We start from the raw sequence: 23,114 nt of genomic DNA, 5'->3' as shown, positions 1-23,114 counted from the left end.
CCGGACCAGCCGCCGTCAGACGTCGAGGCGATAGCCGCGCTTGACGATCGTGTTGATGAGTCCGGGGACGCCGAGCGTCTGGCGGAGGCGGCTCATCTGTACTTCGAGCGCGTGGTGGTCCGCGGCTGCGGGCAGCGCGTCGCCCAGCGCGGAGCGCGAGAGGACGGCTCCGTTCGCACGGACGAGGGCGCGGAGGAGCGCGAGGGAGTTCGGGGGGAGCCGGACCCGCGAGCCGGGCAGCTCCACGATGGCGCCACGGATGGCGATCGGGCCGTGCAGCGTCTCGGCTCGGAGGATCGCGTGCTGTTCGAGATGCTCGCACAGCAGCCGGATGAGTGCCCCCATGCGGAACCGCTCGGGGACGATGGGCTCGATGTCCTGGGCGAGCAGTGGCGCCGCCGTGACCGGGCCGACGGCCGCGCACAGCACGTCGCGACGGAAGGCGTCGACGACGGCGTCCTCCTGACCGAGTGCCTCCGCGGCCGTGAACAGGGCGACGACCGACGGGGCGCTCGTGAAGGTGACCGCGTCGAGCGAGCCACTGACGATCGCCTCGACGAGTCGCCGCACGCGCTCGTCGGTCGCATCGGGGTCCGTCCACCGGTAGGGGGCGACCGTGTGCACCTCCTGGTGGACGGCACGGAGCCGTTCGAGCTGGCGCTCGTCGGTGTACCCGTGGAGCTGGACGGCGACGCGGAGACCGGCCGGGTAGTCGGCGACGACCTTGTCGACGAGGGAGGCGGTGGTCTCGCGGTCGCTCATGCCCACGTCGTTCAGACCGGCTGCTCGGATGGCACCGCGTGCCTTGGGACCACGGACGAGGATGGCCGTCTCGGCGAGCGCCTCGAGGAGTTCGTCGCCGAGTCCAGCGGCGTCGGCGACCTCGAACCACCGTCGGATGCCGTACGAGGTCGTGGCGAGCAGGACGTCGGGGCGTGCGGCGATGATGTCGCGCGTGTCGTCGATGAGCGGTTCGTCGTGCTGTGCGTGTGCGATCCGCAGCGTCGGTGCGTGCACGACGGTGGCGCCGCGCCGCTCGAAGGCGTCGATGAGGTCCTGCGATCGACGGTCGCTCGTCACGCCGATCCGGAAGCCCTCGAGCTGGTCCGCCCGGAATCCCGGGACCGGGGTCGTGACGTCCGGGCCGGCGTCAGCGGCCGGCGGGGTGGTGTCGGTCACGCCGATGCCCCCAGACGTTCGGCCCGCGCCAGCAGTTCCGAGGCCTCGGCGTCACCGTCGAAGGCGAAGGCGACGACGTGGCCGATCACGATGACGGCCGGTGACCGCACGCCGGCGGCCGCGGCGACGTGGAGGATCGTCCCGAGGTCGGCCACGGTGGTGCGCTGGGTCTCGCTGTAGCCGCGCTCGATGATCGCGACGGGTGTGTCGGCGGCGAGCCCCGAGGTGAGGAGCCCGTGGGAGATGGAGGGCAGCGTGCCGACACCCATGAGGACGACGATCGTCCCACCGAGGCCGGCGAGGTGACGATGTTCCTCGTCGGAGAGCGGCGCATGACCGCTGACCACGGTGAAGAGATGACTCAGGTTCCGGTGCGTGAGGGGGATCCCGGCAGCCGCGGGCACGGCGACGGAACTCGAGACGCCCGGGATCACGCGGACGGGGACGCCCGCGCGGTGGCAGGCCAGGACTTCCTCGCTGCCGCGCCCGAAGACGTACGGGTCGCCTCCCTTGAGGCGGACGACCGCCGCGCCGTCGAGCGCGTGTTGCACCATGACGGTCTCGATACCGTCCTGTCCGATCGGGTGATGGCCGGGGCGCTTGCCGACGTCGACGAGGAGCGCGTTCGGGGCGAGCTCGGGGAGGGTGTCGTGGGGTGCGAGCCGGTCGTAGAGGACCACGTCCGCGTCTCGGAGGGCCTCGATGGCGGCGACGGTCAGCAGCGCGGGATCGCCCGGTCCGCCGCCGACGAGCGTGACCCTGCCTGGACCCGACATCTATGCCCCTTCCCTCACTGGAATGGTAGGCCCTGCGAGATAGACGGCCTCGCCGCGCTCGATCTCCTCCGTCGTCGCGGGCCGGTACTGGCCTCGCTCCGCGACCCGCGCGAGTCGCGGTTCGGCATCGCCCGGCTCGTTGACGAAGGAACGGAACCGGCGGAGGCGCTCCGGGTCGGCGAGGGTCGCCGCCCACTCGTCCTCATACCCGTCCACATGTGCGGCCATGGCCTGTTCGAGTTCGGCGGCGAGTCCGAGCGAGTCCTCGACGACGACCTCCCGCACGTGGTCGAGTCCGCCGTCGAGGTCCTCCATCCACCTGGCGGTGCGCTGCAGTCGGTCCGCCGTCCGGATGTAGTACATGAGGTAACGGTCGATGTACCGGATGAGCGTCTCGTCGTCGAGGTCTCCGGCGAGGAGCTGCGCGTGGGTCGGCTGGAACCCTCCGTTGCCGCCCACATACAGGTTCCAGCCCTGCTCGGTGGCGATGATCCCCACGTCCTTGCCACGTGCTTCAGCGCACTCGCGCGCGCACCCCGACACCCCGAACTTGAACTTGTGCGGTGCCCGGAGGCCGCGGTACCGGAGTTCGAGGTGGACCGCCATGCCCACGGAGTCCTGCACACCGAAGCGGCACCAGCTGGACCCGACGCAGCTCTTCACGTTGCGGAGCGACTTCCCGTACGCCTGTCCGGACTCGAAGCCGGCGTCGACGAGGATGCGCCAGATGTCGGGCAGCTGTTCGAGGCGGGCGCCGAACAGGTCGATCCGTTGACCGCCCGTGATCTTCGTGTAGAGCCCGTAGTCGGTGGCGACCTGTGCGATCACCGCGAGCTTCTGCGGTGTGATCTCGCCACCGGGGATCCGGGGGACCACGGAGTAGGTGCCGTCCTTCTGCATGTTCGCGAGCGCCCGGTCGTTCGTGTCCTGCAGCGTCCCCCGGCCGCCGTCGAGGATGTACCCACCCTGCTGGCTGGCCAGGATGGAACCGATCACCGGCTTGCACACGTCGCAGCCGCGTCCGGTGCCGTAGCGAGCGAGGATCTCGTCGAAGGAGGTGAGACCGAGCACCCGGATGGTCTCGAACAGCTCCTGCCGGGACAGCTCGAAGTGTTCGCAGAGTGCGCGCGAGACGGCGATGCCGGACTTGGTCAGCTCCGTCTCGAGGATCTTCTTCACGAGCGGGACGCAGGAGCCGCACTGGGTACCGGCGCGGGAGCAGGTCTTGAGCGCCCCCAACTCGGTGCACGCCTCGCCGTGCACGCCCGCGATCGCGTCGCGGACGGTCCCCGCGGTGACGGCGTTGCATGCGCAGACGAGCGCTGCGTCGGGGAGCTCGTCCCCGGCCGGTGCCTCGATCCCTGACGCCGACAGGTAGGCGGCCGGCTCACTCGACAGCTCGGCGCCGAGGAGCGGGCGCAGCGAGGCGTAGGGCGAGGCGTCGCCGACGAAGACCCCGCCCAGGAGGGTCTTGGCGTCGTCCGTCATGACGAGCTTCTGGTACAGCCCGCGTGCCGGGTCCGCGTACACGATCTCGAGACTGTGCTCGGTGCGCGCGAGCGCGTCGCCGAAACTCGCGACGTCGACACCGGACAGCTTGAGTTTCGTGGCGTCGTCGACGGTCGTGAACTCCGCCTCGCCACCGAGCAGCCGATCCGCGACGACCTCGGCCATCGCGTTCGCCGGTGCGACGAGACCGGTGCATCGACCGTCGAAGCAGGCGACCTCGCCGATGGCCCAGACACCCGGCGCAGACGTCCTGCAGTCCGTCCCGATCACGACACCGCCGCGGTCACCGAGCTCGATCCCGGCATCGCGGGCCAGCTCGTCCCTGGCGCGGATCCCGATGGCGAACACCACGATGTCGACGTCGACCTGCTGGCCGCTCGAGAACTTCACGCCCGAGACACCGCCCTGCTCGTCCACGAGGATCGACCGGGGCCTCGTCCCCAGGTGCAGACCGATGCCCTGGCCGCCGATGATGCGCCCGAGGGCTCGACCGGCTCCCTCGTCCAGCTGGGCGGACATGAGCCACGACCCGGAGTGCACGACGCTCGCCTCAGCACCGAGCCGTGCCGCACCACCGGCGGCCTCGAGCCCGAGCAACCCGCCGCCGGCGACGATCACCCGGGCGGGACGACCTCGCAGGGAGCCGATGCGCGCGATCTCCGACACCAGCAGGTCCACGTCGTCGATCGTCCGGTAGACGAGGGCGTGTTCCGAACCGTCGATCTCGGGCACCGGGGCCGAGGAGCCGGTCGCCAGGACCAGCTCGTCGTATGAGACGACCCTCCCCAGGGAGGTGTGCACCGTCCGGGCCTCGCGGTCGATCCGTTCGGCGCGTTCGCCCAGCAGGAGCGACACGTGCTGCTCGTCCCAGACGCCCGTCGGCGCGAGCGTGAGGTCGATCGCCGCATCGTCGAGACGCTTGCTCAGTGCCACACGATCGTAGGGACGGTGGAGCTCCTCACAGACGACCGTGATGTGCATGGTGCGCCCGGCGTCGCGACTGTGCAGGGCATCGACCAGACGGTGTGCGGCCGGGCCGCCGCCGACCACGACGACGCGACGCGGCAGATCTCCTGCGGTGGGATCGATCATCATGGGCCCCCTCGGCTCGTGTTCCAGCGAGCGTACTGACGCGGCGTTTCCGGACCGTTGCCCGCATGTGTCCCGAACGCGTCCAGGACCGCACACGACGCCCGGGCGGATGTGAGGTCGGTTTCACCTCACCGAAACGTCACGGGTGATCCGACGAAACACCTCGCCCGTAGCGTCGGTGCTCCGACGCACGACCAGGAGGCCGACGATGAGCATCACGATGCAGGAGCACACCGGGCGGACGGCGCTCGCCGAGTGGCGACGCGTCTGCGCCATCGACGACCTCGAACTCTCCTGGGGCGAGGTGGCGTTGCTCCGCGCCCGGCAGATCGCGGTGTTCCGCATCGGCGCAGATGAGGTCTACGCCGTCGACCATCGGGACCCGCACACCGCCGCGCCGGTGATGGCTCGCGGCATCGTCGGTTCTCGAGGGGAGCGACCGACGATCGCGTCACCGTTGCACAAGCAGGTGTACGACCTCGGCACGGGTGAGTGCTTCACCGACCCGAGCCTCTTCCTCCAGACGTTCCGCACCCGCATCGTGGGCGGGTTCGTGGAGATCGAGCTGGGGGAGGACGCATGACCTTGCTCGAGACCGCGGTGCGCCGCCCGCAGACGCGTCCGCGGACGAGTCCGGCGCTCCTGGCCGTGTCCCACGGGACGAGTTGCCCGATCGGACAGGCCTCCGTCGCCGCGCTCGTCGACGCCGTCGGACGATCGCGTGCCGACCTCCACGTCGCCGGTGGCTTCGTCGACGTCCAGCAGCCCGACGTCCCGGCCACCCTCGGTTCGATCGAGCCCGAGCGGCCCGCGGTGGTCGTGCCGTTGCTCCTGTCCGCGGGGTTCCACGTCCACGTCGACCTCGTCGAGGACCTCGAGGCGACGGATCGGCCGACGGCACTCGGACGGGCGATGGGACCGGACGACCGCCTCGTAGCGGTCCTCGCCAGGCGACTGGAGGCGCTGCACGTGACGCCCGACGATCGGATCGTGCTCGGAGCGGCCGGGTCCACCGACGCCAGGGCCGTCGCCGACTGCGTCGACATGGGACGTCGACTGGAGTCGCGACTGCGGGTGCCGGTCGAGACGGCGTTCGTCTCCGCGGCTCAGCCGTCGGTGCCCGATGCGGTGGTTGCGGCTCGAACGAGTCGACCGCGAGGGCGGGTCATCATCGCCACCTACCTGCTGGCGCCCGGCTACTTCGCGCGGCTGCTCGAGGAGGCGGGAGCGGACCTCGTGACGCCGCCGCTCCTCCACATCGGCGAGGTTCCCGATCCGGGCATCGTCGACCTCGTGGTCGACCGCTACGAGGAGGCCTCGGCCGGACTGTCGGGCTGACCGGCGCGACCGGGACGACGACCGTCGCGCGAATAGACTGCTCCTCATGCGCATCGACATCGTCACGATCTTCCCGACCTTCTTCGATGCCCTGGACCTCTCGCTGCTCGGCAAGGCGAAGCAGAGCGGGCTCATCGAACTGGACGTCCACGACCTGCGGGATTCGACGCACGACCGTCACCGCACCGTCGACGACACCCCGTACGGCGGGGGAGCCGGCATGGTCATGAAGCCGGAGCCTTGGGGTGAGGCGCTCGACGGCATCCTGGGTGACGACACCGAGGAGGAGCCGCTGGTCATCTTCCCGTCTCCTGCGGGTGAGGTGTTCACGCAGGCCATGGCCCGCGAGCTCGCGGCCGAGCCGCACCTCGTCTTCGGCTGCGGCCGGTACGAGGGCATCGACCACCGCGTCTTCGACCACACCGCCAGCCGAGCACGGGTCCGCCTGGTGAGCCTCGGCGACTACGTCCTCAACGGGGGAGAGGTGGCCGTGATGGCGATGATCGAGGCGATCGGTCGGCTCGTCCCGGGCGTTGTCGGCAACCCCGAGAGTCTCGTCGAGGAGTCGCACGAAGACGGGCTCCTCGAGTACCCGAGCTACACGAAGCCTGCCGAGTGGCGAGGACTCCCGGTGCCGCCGGTGCTGCTGAGCGGCAATCACGGTGCGATCGCCACCTGGCGTCGGCAGCAGCAGATCGAGCGGACCCGCGAGGTCCGCCCGGATCTGCTGCCCGCCGACGAGCCGGACGCCTGAGCGCGCCGGGGTCCTGTGCGTGACAGCTGTCAGGGCCGACGTCGCACGGCGGCGGCGATGCCGGCGATGACGAGGACGGCCCCGGTCGCGATGATCGCCCCGGTGATCCACCCCAGGGGGTCGATGCGCACCTCGGTGAGGTTGGTGACGAGCATGGCGCCGGCGAAGACGAGCAGGAGCACGCCCCAGAGGATCGTGCCGAAGCGCGGTGGTCGACCGCCTCGATCCTTCGGGCCGACATCGGTCCTCGGCTCATCGGCCGTCTGGCCTGTGGCCGGCTGCGCAGTGGTCGGCCGCGTGGCGTCCGACTCCGTGGTGGCCGTCTGATCGGTCTCCGACGGAGCCGATCCCGTCTCCGCGTCGGTTGGGGACGACATGTCCGCCGCTCCGGTCCGGTCGTCGTGCTCGCTCATCGTCCCGCCTCCGCTTGCTCGGTCACCACAGCGCTGCCGGCGACCGTCCACACCCGTACCCGCGTCGTGTCTCCTGACGCCGTTCGTCCGTACCGTGCCTCATCCTGGAAGAGGGCTCCGCCGCGTCGGTCCGTCCGGTCCCGACCGTCGCGTCCCGTCTCCAGGGTGCCCGCGATCGCTGAGAACTCGACGATCACCGGCACGTCCTCGGGGATGAGCACGTCGACCTCGCCTGCGAGGATCCACACGTCGATCGTGCCACCGCGCAACGCGTCGTCGTCGGCGAGTTCACCGAGGTCGAGCGTGGGTTGGCCGGCGATCATCACGTAGCCGCGTCGGTCGTCCGCATCCGTCGACGTCACGGTCCAGGTCGTGCGTCCGACCGGCAGGAAGGAGGAGCCGAGTGGGAACACGCCGGTGGCGAGCAAGGAGATCACAGCGGCCCACGTGAAGAGCCCGAGCCAGCCGCTCTCCCGTCCGCTGATGCCCGCGATGATCGTCGCGACGGCGAGCGCACCGAGCGCTGCGGCGAGCCCGATGACCACGACGACCGGGACCGAGAACCCGGCGCTCGCCGCGATGACGGCCGCGCCGGCACCGGCGAGTAGCGCCAGTCCGAGGGTGATCGCCACGAAGGCCGCTCCCGGGTGCTGCGCACGACGCTCTCGAGCCTTCGTCTCGCGCTCGGCCTGCTGCTCGGCTCGCTGGCGGCTCATCTCGTCCCGGAACTCCTGACTCGTCCAGCCGCGCTGCTGGCTCGGAGCCCCGTCCCACGCGGTGGTGGTGGTGGCTCCAGGGAGCGGGACGGTCGCGCCCGCATCACCGGGCGAACCGTCGACCTTCGTGAGCGAAACCGGGTTCGCGGCACCGGGGGAGGCCGGGGCCGAGCCGGCAGGGCCCGAGGGGGAGGCCGTGGGCGATGGTGCCGTCGGCTTCGGGATCGAGGCGTCGCTGGTCCACGGGTCGCGCTGCGGCGGTGTCTCAGGCGGAGTCTCCCGCCCAGGGTCGCGGCGGGAGAACATCACGATCAGCCAGACCGCCGCGGCGACCAAGGCGATCACCCAACCGGCGGTCATGGTCGACTCCAGCCACCCGGGCAGGTTCCACGCATGCGGCACGCCGTCCCACCAGAGGCCGCGCATGAACGGCACAGCGGTGAGGACCGCGAGGATACCGATCGCGACGATCGCCGGGTCGAAGACGCCCCGGATCGCACGCTCGAGGTGGATCCGACCCTGCTGGTCGGGTATGAGCGCCCAGCCCGCGGCGTAGACGAAGAGGACCGGCCCGCCCAGGATCGCGATGACGATGAGGGCTCCGCGCACGATCATCGGATCGAGGCCGAGCCGGACCGCGACACCCCCGGCGACACCGCCGAGCCACGAGTCGCTCGAGCGACGGAGACCGGTGGACCGCCACCAGTCGAAGAAGCGGGTTGTCGGATCCTGCGGGGCGGGTGCCCCCGGTTCTGCTCCGGTGGGCGGCGTGCTGTGGTTCGTCATGATCCGATTCTGGCGAAGCGTCCGGGTCGGGCCCATCCGGCATGACCCTGAGTGCACCCTGATCCTGCCGTCCCAGGGTGCCGACCGCACCCCGAACTGCTTGGATGGCTCCATGGGAACCGAGGTGATGATCCGTCCGAGGCGCCGCCTGCTCGGCGGTGTCTGCGCCGGCTTCGCCGAGCACACCGGTCTCCCCGTCGCCGCGGTGCGGACGGCGACGGTCATCCTCGCGTGCTGCGGCGGAGCGGGCCTGCTCCTCTATGTGTGGCTGTGGGTCATGACGCCGACCCAGGGCGCGGACGCACCACTCGATCCTCGGGAGCACCTGCTCCGGCCGGCCTCGACCGAAGGCGGAGGCGACCTCGACGGCCCCCGTCGCGCGCCGATCACGGAGGTGTTGCTCGGGATCGCCCTGCTCGCGGCCGGAACCGCGCTGATCGCGACCCGGACCGGGCTGGACATCCCACTCGAGGCCGTCATCCCCGTCATCGTCGTCCTCGCGGGAGCCGCACTCGCCTGGCGGCAGTTCGGCGAGCGTGGTCGCGGTGAGGGCTCACGTGCCCTCTTGATCCGCGTGCTCGGAGCGCTCGTCCTCGTCGTCCTCGGCATCCTCCTGTTCTTCGTCACCGGTGACCGCCCGAACATGTGGACGGTCATCGTCGCAGCGATCGCCGTGCTGCTCGGGGTCGCCGTGGTCATCGCCCCCTGGGCGCTCCAGCTCAATCGCGACCTCGCCGACGAGCGTGCCGCGCGGATGCGCGAGGCCGACCGCGCCGAGATCGCCGCGCACCTGCACGACTCCGTGCTCCAGACACTCGCGCTCATCCAGCAGCAGGCCGGTCCGGGGAGTGAGGCGTCCCGTCTCGCGCGGGCGCAGGAGCGCGAGCTGCGGAACTGGCTCTTCTCCGGCGGGACCGCACCGACGGGCGACCTCGCGACCGAGCTGCGGACCATCGCGGCCGCGGTGGAGGCCGACCACGCGGTGCGCGTCGACGTCGTCGCGGTCGGGCGTGCGATCGACGACGCCCCGGAGCCGCTCCTCGCCGCCGCACGGGAGGCCGTGCTCAACGCGGCACGTCACGCCGGCGGCGACGTCTCCGTCTATCTGGAGACGGCACCGCAGCGGATCGAGGTGTCGATCTCCGACCGCGGCCCCGGCTTCGACCTGGAACAGGTCCCGCGGGACCGCCTCGGGGTGCGGGAGTCGATCATCGGCCGCATGCAGCGCATCGGTGGCGAGGCGAGCATCCGATCGGGGCCCGGCGGACGAGGTACCGAGGTCCGTCTCGTCCTGCCCGTCCACGACGCCGCGCCGACTGCGCCGCAGCCCGAGACCGTCCCGACCGTTCCGAGGAGCCGACCATGAGCGACCGACCACTGACCGTCGTGATCGTCGACGACCATTCGATCTTCCGCTCCGGCCTGCGCAGCGAACTCGATCCCGGCATCGAGGTGCTGGGGGAGGCCGGGGACGTGGAGGAGGCGATCCGGGTGATCGGGGAGACGCGTCCGCAGGTCGTGCTGCTCGACGTCCACCTGCCGGGCGGCACTGGTGGCGGTGGTGCGGACGTGATCGCCGGGTCGGTGTCGACCGCGCCCGCCACCCGGTTCCTCGCGCTGAGCGTCTCGGACGCCGCCGAGGACGTGGTCCGGGTGATCAGGGCCGGCGCGCGCGGGTACATCACGAAGAGCTCCTCGGGGGCCGAGGTCGCGGAGGCCGCACGGCGGGTCGACGACGGCGACGCGGTCTTCTCGCCCCGGCTCGCGGGCTTCGTCCTGGACGCCTTCGGTGCCGTGACGGGGGAGACGGCGGAGTCCGTCGACGAGCTCGACCGGCTGTCCGCCCGTGAGCAGGAGGTCATGCGCCTCATCGCCCGCGGTTACGCCTACAAGGAGGTCGCCACGGAGCTGTACATCTCTGTGAAGACCGTGGAGACCCATGTGTCGAGCGTGCTGCGCAAGCTGCAGCTGTCCTCGCGCCACGAACTCGCCGCCTGGGCGCTGCAGCGCAAGCTCCTCTGACCCCTCGGGCCCGGACCGACATCGGCCGACAGCGAACGACCAGTGCGCGCCCAGGAGCCCGGCGGTAGCCTGAGAGGCATGATCATCCGTCGGGCGTTCTACTACTGGCGATTCGCCGCGATCTTCGTGCTGCCCGCCTGGCCGTTCGTCGGATGGGGACTCTTCGGTGAGAGCGGCTGGAGCCTGTTCGGGCTCTTCATCGCCATGCCGATCCTCGCCATCGCGCTCGCCGCGATCGCGTTCCTCATCTCCGCCAGGGCCAGCGTCCGGACGACGAAGCTCGTGTCGTGGACGGACGTCGGCCTGCTCACGCTCTGGCACGTCACGATCATCTGCTTCGGCTCGTTCAGCTCGGGCGTCGCCCTCTGGGCGGTCCTCGGCGTCGTCGCAGGCCTTGCCGCCTTCTGGGGCGTCATCGCGCAACTCATCTCCGAGACGGCACGCCGCGCCCGGGAGACGATGGCCGAATTCGAGCGCATGGCTGCTGCCGCCGGGCCAGGCACGGTCCCCGGATCGGCGATCCCGCCGCAGCCGCGGTTCGATCCCGGTCCGATCGACGGCGGCGAGTTCATCGTGATCGAGGAGTCCAAGCCCGACGAGCGTCGCTGAGCGGCCGTATCCGCCGCTGTCGCCTGCGCCGTATCGGGGCCCGGTTTCCCATCCGAGGCCCTTTCATGACACAATTGCTGTTTGTGCCTCCGCAGTTCTGCCACAGGGGAACGCCGGCATCGGGCACACCCTTCCTTCCGAACGTATTCAGCGGTCGACCTGTGGCGGTCGCAGAGATGGAATCATCATGCACATTCTCGACTCAGTCGATGCAGCATCCCTCAAGTCGGACATCCCCGACTTCCGCGCCGGCGACAACGTCAAGGTGCACGTGAACATCATCGAGGGCAACAAGTCCCGTATCCAGGTCTTCCAGGGTGTCGTCATCGGCCGCTCCAACGAGGGTGTCCGCGAGACCTTCACGGTCCGCAAGGTGAGCTACCAGGTCGGCGTCGAGCGCACCTTCCCGGTCCACTCCCCGAACATCGACCACATCGAGGTCGTCACCCGCGGTGACGTCCGTCGCGCGAAGCTGTACTACCTCCGCGAGCTCCGTGGCAAGAAGGCGAAGATCAAGGAGAAGCGCGACAACTAGTCGTCCTCCCGGTCGCCCTCCGCGATCATTCCTGAGCTCCCCACCGGATAAGCTGGTGGGGAGCTCAGGCGGTTAAATGACAGACAATTCCCTGGCGGCAGACGCGTCGCCCGACCACCAGCAGCGCCCCCGCGGCAAACGCGGAGCGCTGCTCTTCCTTCGCGACCTCCTCATCATCTTCGTGGTCGCGCTGCTGGTCTCCTTCCTCATCAAGACCTTCCTCGTGCGGTCGTTCTACATCCCGTCCGGTTCGATGGAGAACACGCTGCAGATCCAGGACCGCATCCTGGTGAACGAGCTCGTCCCCGACGTGGTCTCGCTGAATCGAGGCGACGTGGTCGTCTTCCAGGATCCGGGCGGCTGGCTCCCGCAGACGGTCGAGGCTCCGCAGCCTCCCGTCACCGCAGCCGTCGAATGGGTGCTGTCGATCTTCGGCCTCGTCGCTCCCGACAGCGACGACCACCTCATCAAACGCGTCATCGGCTTGCCGGGCGACCACGTGTCGTGCTGCAACCCGCTCGGGCAGATGACGGTCAACGGGGTTCCGCTGAACGAACCGTACGTGAAGCTTCCGGCCGGCACCGAGAAGGTGTCCGGAGACCCGTTCGACATCGTCGTCCCGGAGGGCTCGCTCTGGGTCATGGGCGACAACCGGTACAACTCGAAGGACTCCCGGTACAACGGCGACACACCCGGTGGTGGCTTCGTCCCGATCGACAACGTCGTGGGGCGCGCGTTCGTCATCACCTGGCCGTCCAGCAACTGGGCCTGGCTCGACAACTACCCGACCGTCTTCCAGGGCATCCCCGCCCCAGAAGAGGAGTGATGGCCGTCAGCGAACCGACCCTCGAGGTCGAGCACGAACTGTTCGCTGCGGGTGTCCCGTCGGTCATCGGCATGGACGAGGTGGGTCGCGGAGCCATCGCCGGCCCGGTGGCCGTCGGCGCCGCGGTGGTCGTCCCGGCCTGCGGGCCGTTCCCTGAGGGACTCCGCGACTCGAAGCTGTTGAGCGAGCGAGCGAGGACCCGCCTGGAACCGCTGGCTCGCGAGTGGTTGTTGTACGGGGCCGTCGGACTCGCGAGCCCGGCGGAGGTCGACGAGCTCGGCATCACCGCGTGCCTCGGACTCGCCGGCCGTCGGGCACTGCTCGAACTGCACGCCGTCGGCGCGGACGTCACGGGATCGACCGTCCTGCTCGACGGCAACAGCGACTGGCTGAGCCGGGCGCTCCAGCGACCGCTCACCATCGCCACGAGGGTCAAAGCGGATCGGGACTGCGCGTCGGTCGCCGCGGCGTCCGTACTCGCCAAGGTGCACCGTGACCGACTGATGATCGAGTTGCACGAGGCACTGCCGGAGTACGGGTGGGAGGGCAACAAGGGATACGGCTCGGCGCAGCATCTGTCGGCCCTCTCCGAGCACGGTCTGACCCTCCACCACCGGAGCAGCTGGCTGCCCGCCTACACGTAGACTGGAGAGACCATGGACGAAGACGAGTTCGAAGACTACGACCGCGAGGTCGAACTGGCCCTCTACCGCGAGTATCGCGATGTCGTGGGGCAGTTCAAGTACGTGATCGAGACCGAGCGCCGGTTCTACCTCGCCAACGAGGTCGACCTCGTGCGACGCGACACGGCGAACGACTTCTACTTCGAGCTCTCCATGACCGACGTGTGGGTGTGGGACGTCTACCGTTCCGACCGGTTCGTCAAGAGCGTCCGGGTGCTCACGTTCAAGGACGTCAACGTCGAGCAGTTGTCCTCGCGTGACTTCGAGCTCCCGAAGGAACTCACGCTCGACGAGTAGGGCTCGGTTCCCGCGACCGACAGCGCTCCACAGGCACGCCTCGCCGCGCGATCGTCGACGACAGACCCACCTCCGGGTAACGAGCCTCGTCTGCACGCTTGGCTGGATGCCAGGAGGTGCACATGGCACGGAAGGACGAGCTCGGCCGACGCGGCGAGCAGGTGGCGGCGGATCATCTCAAGGCGTGCGGATACCGCATCCTCGACCGCAATTGGCGATGCCCACAGGGCGAACTCGACCTCGTCGCGGACGACGACGGCACGCTGGTCTTCGTCGAGGTGAAGACCCGTTCCGGCGTCGGCTTCGGCGATCCCGCGGAGGCGGTCACGCCGAGCAAGCTGGCCCGGATCGGTCGTCTCGCCGGGGCTTGGTGCGCTGAGCACCGACCGCGCTCGCGGCGGATGCGCGTCGACGTCGTCGGCATCGTGCTGCCGTCCGAAGGGGACATGCGACTCCAGCACCTGCGGGGAGTCTCCTGATGGCCGTCGCACGCACCTGGTCGGTCGCGCTCGCCGGCCTCACGGGCGCGATCGTGGAGATCGAGGCGTCAGCCGCCGCGACCGTACCGGGCATGGCGATCGTCGGCCTTCCCGACAAGTCGCTCGGTGAGGCCGCGCACCGCATCAAGAGTGCGACGGCGAACTCCGGCTGCGAGCTGCCCGGTGGCAAGCTCACGATCAACCTGTCTCCCGCGTCGCTGCCCAAGCAGGGGAGCGCATTCGACCTCTCCATGGCGATCGCCTGCCTCGCCGTGGGCGGCCTCGTCCGCCGGGAGTCCGCCGAGCGGGTCGTCCACCTCGGTGAGCTCGGGCTCGACGGTCGGCTCCGTCCGCTCGTCGGCGTGCTGCCGGCCGTCCTCGCCGTCGCCCGTGCCGGCTACGACGCGGTGATGGTGCCGACCGCAAACGTCGAGGAGGCGCAGCTCGTGCCCGGCGTCACGGTGATCGGGGCGACCTCGCTGCGCGATGCGGCCATCTGGCACGGTGCAGAACTCTCTGCGATCGACCTCGAACCCGTCCGACAGCGGGTCGATCGGTTGCCCACGCCCGACCCACTCGATCTCGCGGACGTGGTCGGACAGCCGGACGCGGTCGACGCGATGGTCGCTGCGGCGGCCGGCGGGCACCACGTCATGATGGTCGGACCTCCCGGTGCCGGCAAGACCATGCTGGCTGCCCGCCTCCCTGAGATCCTTCCCGACCTCGAGCCCGAGGCCGCGGTCGAGGTCAGCTGCCTCCGCTCGCTCATCGGTCTGCCGCCGGACGGCGCGCTCGCACGACGACCACCGTGGGAGAGCCCGCACCACTCGTCATCGGCAGCGGCGATCATCGGTGGCGGTTCGCGCCAGATCCGGCCCGGAGCAGCCGCGCGCGCGGCGCACGGCGTGCTCTTCCTCGACGAAGCACCGGAGTTCCGCGCCGACGTCCTCGACTCGCTGCGGCAGCCACTCGAAGCCGGCGTGATCACCGTGCATCGTGCGCACGGCAGCGCGACGTTCCCGGCCGCCTTCCAACTCGTCCTCGCCGCGAACCCCTGCCCCTGTGGCCAGTACGGCACGGCGGACGGCGTCTGCACCTGCCCTCCGCAGACCCGTCGACGCTATCTCGGGCGGATCTCGGGGCCGCTCCTCGACCGGATCGACATCCGCGTGCGGGTGCACCGGATCACCTCGGCACTGACGAGTCTCTCGCAGGAGCGTGGGGTCTCCACCGCTGAGGCTCGTTCCCGCGTCGAAGCGGTGCGGGCCGCGAGCGCCGAACGGCTGGCCGGCACCGGCTGGACCACGAACGCGCAGGCGAGCGGCACCTGGCTCAGGAGCCCGCGGATGCGGCTGCCCAGATCCGTCACGAGCGCGTTGGACCGCTCCCTCGAGCGGGGAGGCATCACCATGCGTGGCTACGACCGCATCCTCCGACTGAGCTGGACGCTCGCCGACCTCGACGGGGCCGGTAGCCCCACAGCCGAGCACTTGGGGCGCGCCCTCTTCCTGCGGAAGGGCATCTCATGAGCGCATGGTTCGGCTTGGACCGCGAGTTGGTCGAACGCCTCGTCCGCGGACTCGGCGGCCTGGAGCCGGCCGAGGCCGTGGGTAGTCCTCGCGCGGATGGAGGTGCCGAGCACGTCTCGGTGGCCGATGAGAACGTCGGCCCCGCCGGGATTCGGGCGGCGTTCGCTCGGGCGGCCTGGACGATGATCGCCGAACCGGGCGACGGCGTGGCCGGGCTCGTGGTCGGTGCGCTCGGCCCTGCGGGCGCACTGTCAGCGGTTCTGGACCGGGTGGGGCCGACCGAACTGCAGCGCCGCATCCTCGGCAGCGAGTGGTTTAGTGGCTCGGGCTCGACGTCGGCCGATGCCGATGCCGAGTCCGAGGATCCCGCCGCGATTCCCGCCTCCCGCGTGCTCGGAAGTGCGCTGGAACGCTGGCGCCCCCGTCTCGTCTCGGCTGACCTCGTCGCCGCGTGCGAGACCGCGATCGAGGTCGGCGTACGACTACTCCTGCCAGGCGATCCGGGCTGGCAAGCGGGGTTCGACCACCTCGGTGTGCACGCGCCGCACGCCCTCTGGCTACGCGGTTCTCCCGACGTGCCTGCGGGGGAACGCGCCATCGCGTTGGTCGGGGCCCGGGCCGCGTCCGGGTACGGCGAGCACGTCACCCTCGAGGCGGCGGCCGGGCTCGTCGACCGGGGCTTCGCGATCGTGTCGGGTGCCGCGTACGGCATCGACGGCGCGGCGCACCGAGCCGCCCTCGGGAGCGGAGGCGTGACCGTGGCCTACCTCGCAGGTGGGGTCGATCGGCCGTACCCTGCCGGTCACGACGCGCTCATCCGTCGGATCCGCGAGGCCGGTGGGGCCGTCATCAGCGAATCACCATGCGGGTCTACACCGTCCAAATGGCGATTTCTGCAGCGGAACCGACTCATCGCCGCAGCCTCGGCTGCGACGGTGGTCGTGGAGGCCGGCGACCGCTCCGGGTCGATCAACACGGCGGGTCACGCTGCATCCCTCGGGCGTCCGCTCGGAGCCGTGCCCGGCCCGGTCACGAGTCCGTCGTCGGCGGGCTGTCACCGCCTGATCCGTGAGTACGCCGCCACCTGCGTGACGAACGCCGCACAGATGGCGGAGCTCGCCGGGTGGACCGCGGTCGACGCGGACGCGCAGGCGTTCGCCTCGCCAGAGGAACGCCGGGTCCGTGATGTGATGAGTGCGCGCTCGCCACGCACCGTCGAGGCGCTTGCGAAAGCGAGTGGTCTGAGTCCTCGAGAGGTCACCGGTGTGCTCGGTGCGCTCGATCTCGCCGGGGCTGTCGAGGAACGCGAACGAGGGTGGGTGCTCGTCGGCGGACGGGCGTGAGGTGATCAGTCGGCGGGGGAAGGCCACGGCGTCGGATGCGTGGGGCATGCTGTCCACGTGGACATCTGGAGCAGCATCGACGGGTTCTCGGAGCACCTCGCTTCCGAGCGTCGGCTGTCGCCGCAGACCGTTCGCGCCTACGCCTCCGATCTCCGGCAGCTCGCCGACTTCGCCACCGGACGCGATGTCGAGGGCGTCGACGGCGTGACGCTGGACCTCCTCCGCGACTGGCTCTGGGCAGCTTCCGAGGCAGGCTCGTCCAAGGCGACGCTCGCGCGACGCACCGCCACGGCCAAGGCCTGGAGCGCCTGGCTCCTGCGCACCGGCAGGGTCGATTCGGACGTCGCGGCACGTCTCCGGAGTCCGAAGACGGGTCGGACCCTGCCACGCGTCGTCGGTCGGGGCCCGTTCGACGACCTCCTCGCTGGGCTCGAGGACCGCGCCGCATCGGGGGAGCCGAACGCCCTCCGCGACCTCGCCGTCGTCGAACTGCTCTACGCCTCGGCCCTTCGCGTATCCGAGCTGTGCGGACTCGACCGGGACGACCTCGACCTCGATCGACTCACCGTCCGTGTCACGGGCAAGGGCGACAAAGAGCGGGTCGTGCCGTTCGGCGTCCCCGCTCAGTCGGCGATCGTCGACTACCTCACGAGCGCCCGCCCGCAGCTGGTCGTCCGTGCAGCCGCGAACGACCGCGGACCGACGCCCGGAGCAGCCCTCTTCCTCGGCGCACGCGGAGGACGGCTCGGCCCACGCTCCGTCTACACGCTCGTCGCCCGGCTCCTCGACGCCGTGCCCGGTGGTGGTCCGGCAGGGCCGCACGCCCTGCGGCACACCGCCGCGACGCATCTGCTCGACGGGGGAGCGGACCTCCGCGCGGTCCAGGAACTCCTCGGCCACGCGAGTCTCGCGACGACGCAGATCTACACGCACGTCTCCGTCGAACGCATCAAGGAGAGCTACCGCAACGCCCACCCGCGGGCCTGAGCCTCCGCGGTCGCGGTCAGTGGGAGCAGGACGGCCGGAGGCACCTCGCCGAGCAGCAGCATCGGATTGACGTAGACGCCGTCGAGCCGCACCCCGAAGTGCACGCAGCCGTCGGCGCAGTGTCCACCGACGCCGACCGTGCCGATCGGTGCCCCGCGGGTCACGCGGCTACCGACGTCGACCGAACCCACCACCGGCTCGATGCTCGAGACGTGTCCGTCGTCGTGCCGGATCACGACGAGTGGGCGGTCGACCACCGTCCCGCTGAACGTCACGACGCCGGCGGCTGCTGCGGCCACCGGCTGACCGGGCGATGCCGCGATGTCGACACCGCGGTGGCCGGCGCTGTAGGGGTCGGGCGGCGCGACGAACGGCTCGGTGACGACGTGCGGGGGAGCGATCGGCCAGTTCCAGGCCGGCGCCGCCGCAGACGTGCTCACGGGTGCGAGGAGCACCAGGCATGAGACGAGGAACCAACTGGCGATCGAGGTCATCATGATCCGAGCCTGACGGGCTCGGGAAAGCGAGGGCGGGTGGGCACCTCGGAGCGGGGAGACGGAGCTCGTCGGACGGCCTGTGGAGCGCCGTCATCACGGTGGCCTGATGCTATGCTGAACGGAGCACCTCGCTCGTCGGGGTGACTACGCGTGCCATTTCGGCCACCACTTCCAATCGGTCCTCGCTCTCCGGAGCGTGGCGGACGTGCGCCGGGCACCAGGGACGAGGCCATCCGGTCCGTCAGGCAACCGAGGCACTCCCACCCGTCCGCGTCAGCGGTGCGGTGGCGAGCGCAGAACAGGAGAACGGCTCATGGCCGTCGTAACCATCCGCCAGCTGCTCGACAGCGGCGTGCACTTCGGGCACCAGACCCGCCGTTGGAACCCGAAGATGAAGCGCTTCATCTTCACCGAGCGTTCCGGCATCTACATCATCGACCTGCAGCAGTCGCTCGGCTACATCGACCAGGCCTTCGACTTCGTCAAGGAGACGGTCGCCCACGGTGGCACCATCCTCTTCGTCGGCACGAAGAAGCAGGCGCAGGAAGTCATCGCCGAGCAGGCGACGCGCGTCGGCCAGCCCTACGTCAACCAGCGTTGGCTCGGTGGCCTCCTCACCAACTTCCAGACGGTGTCGAAGCGACTCGCCCGCATGAAGGAGCTCGAGGAGCTCGACTTCGAAGACGCCTCCAAGAGCGGCTTCACCAAGAAGGAACTCCTCATCAAGAAGCGCGAGCTGGACAAGCTCCACAAGTCGCTCGGTGGTATCCGCAACCTCTCGAAGACGCCGTCGGCGCTCTGGGTCGTCGACACCAAGAAGGAGCACCTCGCGATCGACGAGGCGCGCAAGCTCGGCATCCCGGTCATCGGCATCCTCGACACCAACTGCGACCCCGACGAGGTCACCTACCCGATCCCGGGTAACGACGACGCGATCCGTTCCGTCGGCCTGCTGACGCGCATCATCGCCGACGCCGCCGCCGAGGGTCTCATCCAGCGCCACCAGAAGCCGACCGAGGGCGACGCCCCGGCCGAGCCGCTCGCCGAGTGGGAGCAGGAGCTGCTCCAGGGCGGCGAGCAGGGTTCCGCCGAGACCGAGAAGGTCGCCGATGAGGCGATCGCCGCAACCGACGCCGTCGAGGCAGCTCCGGCTGTCGAAGACGTCGAGGTCGCTGCAACCGAGTCCGCCGCCGACGCCGAGGGCGCAGCTGCCGCCGTCGTCGCCGACGAGAAGTAATCAAGGAGGACACCAGCAATGGCCAACTTTTCTCTCGCTGACCTGAAGGTGCTGCGCGAGCAGCTCGGCACCGGCATGGTCGACACCAAGAACGCACTCGTCGAAGCCGATGGCGACGTCGAGAAGGCGACCGAGATCCTGCGTCTCAAGGGTGCGAAGGGTAACGCGAAGCGTGCCGACCGCTCCACGAGCGAGGGCCTCGTCGCCGCGAAGGAGAACGGCGACACCGCCACGCTCATCGAGCTCGCCTGCGAGACCGACTTCGTCGCGAAGGGCGAGAAGTTCCTCGCTCTGGCCGACCTCGTCCTCGACGCGGTCGTCGCCGCCGGCGCGACCACCGTCGAAGAGGGGAACGCGGCTCCGGCCGACGGCAAGACCGTCGCCGAGGTCATCGCGGACTCCGCTGCGATCATCGGTGAGAAGTTCGAGCTCCGCCGCCTCGCGGTGGTGCACGGTGAGCACTTCGCCGTCTACCTCCACAAGACCAACAAGGACCTGCCCGCGCAGGTCGGCGTGGTCGTCGGCTACACGGGCGACGACGCGGAGACGGCTCGCAGCATCGCGCAGCACATCTCGTTCGCCAACCCGTCCTACCTCAGCCGCGACGACGTCCCGGCCGACGAGGTCGAGAAGGAGCGCGAGATCGTCACCGAGATCTCGAAGAACGAGGGCAAGCCCGAGGCTGCACTGCCGAAGATCGTCGAGGGCCGCGTGACCTCGTACTTCAAGCAGGTCGCGCTCCTCGAGCAGGACTACGCCAAGGACAACAAGCTGTCCGTGCAGAAGGTGCTCGCTGACGCGGGCCTCACCGTGACCGGGTTCGCCCGCTTCAAGGTCGGCGCGTAGCAGTTGTGACGGGGTCCGGATCGCCATTGGCGATCCGGACCCCTTTGCGTGCGCGGGCATACCCGCGCACGTGGGATCGGTGACGATCCAGCCAGCGAGTCGACGGCTGTCGCGGACAGCGGGCGGCTCCTGACGCTAAGTTGTGTGAGGGACGAGGAAGGACAGGCGGATGCCGGAGAAGAAGCGCAGGGTACTGCTCAAGCTGTCAGGTGAGGCGTTCGGAGGCGGCCAGTTGGGCGTCAATCCCGACGTGGTCGGGTCGATCGCCCGCGAGATCGCTGAAGCGACCGCCGAGGTCGAGGTCGCAGTGGTCGTCGGAGGCGGCAACTTCTTCCGCGGAGCCGAGCTCAGCCAGCGCGGCATGGACCGCGGCCGAGCCGACTACATGGGCATGCTCGGAACGGTCATGAACGCCCTGGCGCTCCAGGACTTCCTGGAACAGGCGGGTGCCGCCACGCGCGTGCAGTCGGCCATCGCCATGACGCAGGTCGCCGAGCCGTACATCCCGCTCCGTGCCGAGCGACACCTCGAGAAGGGCCGCGTCGTCATCTTCGGAGCGGGCGCCGGACTCCCGTACTTCTCGACCGACACCGTCTCGGCACAGCGCGCGCTCGAGATCGGAGCCGTCGAGGTCCTCGTTGCCAAGAACGGCGTCGACGGCGTCTACACCGCCGACCCCCGCGTCGACCCGACGGCGACGAAGATCGACACCATCTCCTATCAGGAGGCGCTCCAGCGCGGCCTCAAGGTCGTCGACTCGACGGCCTTCAGCCTCTGCATGGACAACGGCATGCCGATGCGCGTCTTCGGCATGGAGCCGGCCGGCAACGTCACGGCGGCCATCCGCGGTGCCGCGATCGGCACCCTCGTCACCTCCGCCTAGGCGGCAGGGCGGCCAGGCCGAGGCCCGCCGCCCGACTAGACTGAACCCAGTAATGCAATCAAAGGAGTGCTCGTGATCGCGGATGTCCTCTCGGATGTTGGTACCCGGATGTCGAAGGCCGTCGAGGCCGCGAAGGATGACTTCGCCACGGTGCGTACGGGTCGCGCCAACCCCCAGCTGTTCCAGAAGGTCCTGGTGAGCTACTACGGCACGCCGACGCCGCTGGCGCAGCTCGCCTCCCTGCAGAACCAGGAAGCTCGCACGATCGTCGTGACGCCCTACGACAAGTCCGCACTGCGCGACATCGAGCAGGCGATCCGCGACATCCCGAACCTCGGCGCCAACCCGACGAACGACGGCACCGTCATCCGGGTCACCATGCCCGAACTGACCGCTGAGCGTCGCAAGGAATACGTCAAGATCGTCCGCGGCAAGGGTGAAGACGCGAAGGTGTCGATCCGCAACATCCGTCGCAAGGGCAAGGACGACCTCGAGGCGCTCAAGAGCGAGGTCGGCGATGACGACGTCGCACGCGGCGAGAAGGAGCTCGAGGCCGTCACGAAGTCCCACATCGACGCCGTCGACGCCGCGCTGAAGGCCAAGGAGACCGAGCTGCTCTCCATCTGAGCCGCTGTCCCACCGCTGATTCCGTTCGCCGACCGGTCCCCTCGACCGACGGCACGCCCGCTGGAGGTACCTGTGGAAGACGATGTCGCTCCCGGGCGATCGGGCGATCCGTCGAAGCCCGAACCCGGCCGGTCCGGCAAGTCGGGTTCGCAGGAATTGCGTTCTCAGCTGAAGGACCGCCGTGCGAAGTTCGAGCGGCAGGTCGACGCCAAACGCGCCGATATCGAACGGCAGGTCCAGGCGACGAAGGCGCAGTTCGATGCGACGAACGAACGCATCGAGGCGCGCGTCGGCCGCAACCTGGTGAACGCCATCCTCATCGGGGTGGCCGCGGGCGGCATCATGCTCGTGAGCCTGATCATCTTCAAGGTGATCTTCGTCGTCCTGGCCTCGACTGTGGTGGCCTTCGCCACGCTGGAGCTGCGGAAGGCCCTCGAGCAGACCGGGCGCCGGGTGCCGGCGATCCCGACCGTCATCTCGGCCGTCGCGATGCAGCCGGCGGCGTTCTTCCTCCACGACGTCTGGCGTTGGTCCGTCGTCCTGCTCGGCATCCTGCTCGTCATCGTCTGGCGCGTGGCCGAGCAGACCATCGCTTCGAAGCGGACCGACCTTCCCACGCTCGTCCGCGACCTCGCGTCCGGGACGTTCATCCAGGTCTACGTCCCCTTCCTCGCCTCCTTCGCCGTGTTCCTGGTCGCCCAGCCCGAGGGCGAATGGTGGACGCTGGCGTTCCTGATCCTGGTCATCTGCGTCGACGTCGGCGCTTATGTGAGCGGCCTGTCGTTCGGCAAGCACAAGATGGCGCCGGTGATCAGCCCGAACAAGACCTGGGAGGGCTTCGCCGGGGCGGGGGTCGTCTCGGTCGTGGCCGGCGTGCTGCTCGCGATCCTCATGCTCGGTGTTCCGTGGTGGGTCGGTGTCCTGCTCGGTCTGCTGCTCCTCGGCAGTGCCACGGTCGGCGACCTCGCGGAGTCGCTCATCAAGCGCGACATCGGCGTGAAGGACATGAGCTCGTGGCTTCCCGGGCACGGGGGATTCCTCGACCGCCTGGACTCGATCCTGCCGTCGGCGGTCGTCGCCTACGTGGTCTACCTCCTGTTCGGCGGACTCGCGGTCTGAGTCCCGGCTCGGTCCGATTTCGCCCGATCAGC

25 protein-coding genes are annotated in these 23,114 nt (G+C 69.8%); 19 read left to right on the top strand and 6 right to left on the bottom strand.

Annotated features, from left to right (window positions below; genetic code table 11):
* Window positions 1–15: 15 nt before the first annotated feature.
* The 3 genes from IFU30_RS10415 to nirB are packed head-to-tail and all read right to left on the bottom strand — an operon-like array spanning window position 16 to window position 4,559.
* Window positions 16–1,179, bottom strand: a complete 1,164-nt coding sequence (locus IFU30_RS10415; RefSeq protein WP_192005124.1) for a uroporphyrinogen-III synthase — start codon at window positions 1,177–1,179, stop codon at window positions 16–18.
* Window positions 1,176–1,955 (bottom strand): uroporphyrinogen-III C-methyltransferase, encoded by a 780-nt coding sequence (cobA, locus tag IFU30_RS10410; protein ID WP_192005123.1) that lies wholly within the window; start codon window positions 1,953–1,955, stop codon window positions 1,176–1,178. Before cobA ends, IFU30_RS10415 begins: the two co-directional genes overlap by 4 nt.
* On the bottom strand, window positions 1,956–4,559 hold the full coding sequence (nirB, locus tag IFU30_RS10405) for a nitrite reductase large subunit NirB (RefSeq protein ID WP_441005549.1): 2,604 nt from the start codon (window positions 4,557–4,559) through the stop codon (window positions 1,956–1,958).
* Between the two features lie 205 nt (window positions 4,560–4,764).
* On the opposite strand from nirB, the gene nirD reads away from it, so the two are divergent.
* The 3 genes from nirD to trmD are packed head-to-tail and all read left to right on the top strand — an operon-like array spanning window position 4,765 to window position 6,648.
* The gene (gene nirD / locus IFU30_RS10400; RefSeq protein ID WP_124769100.1) at window positions 4,765–5,139 is read left to right on the top strand and encodes a nitrite reductase small subunit NirD; all 375 of its coding nucleotides are present in this window, start codon (window positions 4,765–4,767) and stop codon (window positions 5,137–5,139) included.
* Window positions 5,136–5,894, top strand: coding sequence for a sirohydrochlorin chelatase (locus IFU30_RS10395; RefSeq protein ID WP_192005121.1), 759 nt, complete (start codon window positions 5,136–5,138; stop codon window positions 5,892–5,894). The genes nirD and IFU30_RS10395 overlap by 4 nt, the downstream gene beginning before the upstream one ends.
* 46 nt (window positions 5,895–5,940) lie before the next feature.
* Window positions 5,941–6,648: a tRNA (guanosine(37)-N1)-methyltransferase TrmD gene (gene trmD / locus IFU30_RS10390; RefSeq protein WP_085510627.1), complete on the top strand. Its 708-nt coding sequence runs from the start codon at window positions 5,941–5,943 to the stop codon at window positions 6,646–6,648.
* Window positions 6,649–6,677: 29 nt separating this feature from the next.
* Here trmD and IFU30_RS10385 read toward each other — a convergent pair whose 3' ends face one another.
* Window positions 6,678–7,061: a hypothetical protein gene (locus tag IFU30_RS10385; protein ID WP_192005120.1), complete on the bottom strand. Its 384-nt coding sequence runs from the start codon at window positions 7,059–7,061 to the stop codon at window positions 6,678–6,680.
* Window positions 7,058–8,563: a PspC domain-containing protein gene (locus IFU30_RS10380; protein ID WP_192005119.1), complete on the bottom strand. Its 1,506-nt coding sequence runs from the start codon at window positions 8,561–8,563 to the stop codon at window positions 7,058–7,060. The genes IFU30_RS10385 and IFU30_RS10380 overlap by 4 nt, the downstream gene beginning before the upstream one ends.
* A gap of 112 nt (window positions 8,564–8,675) precedes the next feature.
* On the opposite strand from IFU30_RS10380, the gene IFU30_RS10375 reads away from it, so the two are divergent.
* The 11 genes from IFU30_RS10375 (at window position 8,676) to IFU30_RS10325 (ending at window position 17,873) form a co-directional block, all read left to right on the top strand.
* Window positions 8,676–9,929, top strand: a complete 1,254-nt coding sequence (locus IFU30_RS10375) for an ATP-binding protein (protein ID WP_192005118.1) — start codon at window positions 8,676–8,678, stop codon at window positions 9,927–9,929.
* A complete protein-coding gene (locus IFU30_RS10370) occupies window positions 9,926–10,585 on the top strand; it encodes a LuxR C-terminal-related transcriptional regulator (protein WP_191940883.1) in 660 nt (219 codons plus the stop codon). Before IFU30_RS10375 ends, IFU30_RS10370 begins: the two co-directional genes overlap by 4 nt.
* A gap of 78 nt (window positions 10,586–10,663) precedes the next feature.
* The gene (locus IFU30_RS10365; protein WP_137241868.1) at window positions 10,664–11,194 is read left to right on the top strand and encodes a hypothetical protein; all 531 of its coding nucleotides are present in this window, start codon (window positions 10,664–10,666) and stop codon (window positions 11,192–11,194) included.
* Between the two features lie 187 nt (window positions 11,195–11,381).
* Window positions 11,382–11,729 (top strand): 50S ribosomal protein L19, encoded by a 348-nt coding sequence (rplS, locus tag IFU30_RS10360; protein WP_056006851.1) that lies wholly within the window; start codon window positions 11,382–11,384, stop codon window positions 11,727–11,729.
* 76 nt (window positions 11,730–11,805) lie between these two features.
* Entirely contained in the window at window positions 11,806–12,555 is a 750-nt protein-coding gene (lepB, locus tag IFU30_RS10355) for a signal peptidase I (protein ID WP_124769107.1), read from the top strand.
* Window positions 12,555–13,199 carry a ribonuclease HII gene (locus tag IFU30_RS10350; RefSeq protein ID WP_192005117.1) on the top strand — a complete coding sequence of 215 codons (645 nt, stop codon included), beginning with the start codon at window positions 12,555–12,557 and terminating at the stop codon, window positions 13,197–13,199. The genes lepB and IFU30_RS10350 overlap by 1 nt, the downstream gene beginning before the upstream one ends.
* A gap of 12 nt (window positions 13,200–13,211) precedes the next feature.
* Complete coding sequence (locus IFU30_RS10345) at window positions 13,212–13,535, top strand: DUF2469 domain-containing protein (RefSeq protein WP_071260887.1); 324 nt, start codon at window positions 13,212–13,214, stop codon at window positions 13,533–13,535.
* 122 nt (window positions 13,536–13,657) lie between these two features.
* Complete coding sequence (locus tag IFU30_RS10340) at window positions 13,658–14,014, top strand: YraN family protein (RefSeq protein ID WP_192005116.1); 357 nt, start codon at window positions 13,658–13,660, stop codon at window positions 14,012–14,014.
* Window positions 14,014–15,543, top strand: a complete 1,530-nt coding sequence (locus tag IFU30_RS10335) for a YifB family Mg chelatase-like AAA ATPase (protein WP_192005115.1) — start codon at window positions 14,014–14,016, stop codon at window positions 15,541–15,543. Before IFU30_RS10340 ends, IFU30_RS10335 begins: the two co-directional genes overlap by 1 nt.
* Window positions 15,540–16,886: a DNA-processing protein DprA gene (gene dprA, locus IFU30_RS10330; protein WP_192005114.1), complete on the top strand. Its 1,347-nt coding sequence runs from the start codon at window positions 15,540–15,542 to the stop codon at window positions 16,884–16,886. Before IFU30_RS10335 ends, dprA begins: the two co-directional genes overlap by 4 nt.
* Before the next feature lie 57 nt (window positions 16,887–16,943).
* Window positions 16,944–17,873 carry a tyrosine recombinase XerC gene (locus IFU30_RS10325; protein ID WP_159878405.1) on the top strand — a complete coding sequence of 310 codons (930 nt, stop codon included), beginning with the start codon at window positions 16,944–16,946 and terminating at the stop codon, window positions 17,871–17,873.
* Here the strand turns inward: IFU30_RS10325 and IFU30_RS10320 are convergent.
* Window positions 17,846–18,370: a murein hydrolase activator EnvC family protein gene (locus IFU30_RS10320; RefSeq protein WP_192005113.1), complete on the bottom strand. Its 525-nt coding sequence runs from the start codon at window positions 18,368–18,370 to the stop codon at window positions 17,846–17,848. The genes IFU30_RS10325 and IFU30_RS10320 overlap by 28 nt on opposite strands.
* A 313-nt stretch (window positions 18,371–18,683) precedes the next feature.
* Here IFU30_RS10320 and rpsB point away from each other — a divergent pair, with 313 nt between their 5' ends.
* The 5 genes from rpsB (at window position 18,684) to IFU30_RS10295 (ending at window position 23,082) form a co-directional block, all read left to right on the top strand.
* Entirely contained in the window at window positions 18,684–19,607 is a 924-nt protein-coding gene (gene rpsB / locus IFU30_RS10315) for a 30S ribosomal protein S2 (RefSeq protein WP_064295105.1), read from the top strand.
* 18 nt (window positions 19,608–19,625) lie between these two features.
* Complete coding sequence (tsf, locus tag IFU30_RS10310) at window positions 19,626–20,453, top strand: translation elongation factor Ts (RefSeq protein ID WP_064295106.1); 828 nt, start codon at window positions 19,626–19,628, stop codon at window positions 20,451–20,453.
* Window positions 20,454–20,622: 169 nt separating this feature from the next.
* The gene (gene pyrH / locus IFU30_RS10305; protein WP_056006822.1) at window positions 20,623–21,336 is read left to right on the top strand and encodes a UMP kinase; all 714 of its coding nucleotides are present in this window, start codon (window positions 20,623–20,625) and stop codon (window positions 21,334–21,336) included.
* A 72-nt stretch (window positions 21,337–21,408) separates the two neighbouring features.
* Window positions 21,409–21,963, top strand: coding sequence for a ribosome recycling factor (gene frr, locus IFU30_RS10300; protein ID WP_064295107.1), 555 nt, complete (start codon window positions 21,409–21,411; stop codon window positions 21,961–21,963).
* A gap of 72 nt (window positions 21,964–22,035) precedes the next feature.
* Window positions 22,036–23,082, top strand: coding sequence for a phosphatidate cytidylyltransferase (locus tag IFU30_RS10295; protein ID WP_342450848.1), 1,047 nt, complete (start codon window positions 22,036–22,038; stop codon window positions 23,080–23,082).
* The last annotated feature ends 32 nt before the right edge of the window (window positions 23,083–23,114 follow it).

Source organism: Plantibacter sp. CFBP 8798 (assembly GCF_014841195.1).
GTDB classification, from domain to species: Bacteria; Actinomycetota; Actinomycetes; order Actinomycetales; family Microbacteriaceae; genus Plantibacter; species Plantibacter auratus.
The sequence above is the reverse complement of the archived record's forward strand: the minus strand, read 5'-3'. Positions and strand labels throughout refer to the sequence as shown.